This is a genomic window from Corynebacterium sp. UMB6689 (assembly GCF_030215295.1).
Taxonomy (GTDB): Bacteria; Actinomycetota; Actinomycetes; order Mycobacteriales; family Mycobacteriaceae; genus Corynebacterium; species Corynebacterium aurimucosum.
Genome location: NZ_JASOLS010000276.1, coordinates 1 through 239 on the forward strand (window position 1 = coordinate 1; position 239 = coordinate 239).

At 52.3% G+C, this 239-nt stretch carries 1 pseudogene; it reads right to left on the reverse strand.

Annotated elements, in window-relative coordinates:
• Positions 1 to 239, reverse strand: a pseudogene (locus tag QP363_RS13505) (hypothetical protein); the annotation flags it as partial.

Sequence of the window (239 nt, forward strand, 5' to 3'; positions counted from 1 at the left end):
TTTTCAGCGCTGGAGATTTCTGGAGATTTGCCGTCTGCACCATTCTTACCATCTTTTCCGTTGGCTCCCGCAGCTCCTTGAGCGCCGGTGTCACCTTTTAGCCCTTGTGGCCCTTGAGCACCACGTTCACCTTGTAAACCTCTTTCACCTTGGTCACCCTTGTCGCCTTTGTCACCCTTAGCACCATCTTTAATTTCGCCGCTAGCGACAGCTTCTTTACTGGTGTCTGGCTTGCCGTT